Annotated in this window: 1 protein-coding gene; it reads right to left on the bottom strand. The window is 60.6% G+C overall.

The window, feature by feature from the left end:
* On the bottom strand, positions 1–277 hold a 277-nt coding region (locus HU727_RS25625; protein WP_367617025.1), incomplete at both ends, for a calcium-binding protein.

Consider the following 277-nt stretch of genomic DNA (forward strand, 5'->3'; position numbering starts at 1 on the left):
ATCGTCCTGGCCATTGATGTAGTAAATGTCGTCACCGGCCCCGCCGATCAGGGTGTCGGTGCCACCCAGACCGTCGAGGACGTTGTTGCCGGCGTTGCCGGTCAGGGTGTTGCTCAAGGTGTTGCCGCCGAAGTTGAGGTTGGCGGTGCCCAGCAGCACACCGTCTTCGACGTTGGCCGAGAGGGTGTAGCTGACGTTAGAACGGATCACGTCATGGCCTTCACCAGCCTGCTCGATCACGGTGTCGTCCCGACCGTTGATGTAGTAGGTGTCGTCA

Source organism: Pseudomonas khorasanensis, assembly GCF_014268505.2.
In the GTDB taxonomy this organism is placed as follows: Bacteria; Pseudomonadota; Gammaproteobacteria; order Pseudomonadales; family Pseudomonadaceae; genus Aquipseudomonas; species Aquipseudomonas khorasanensis.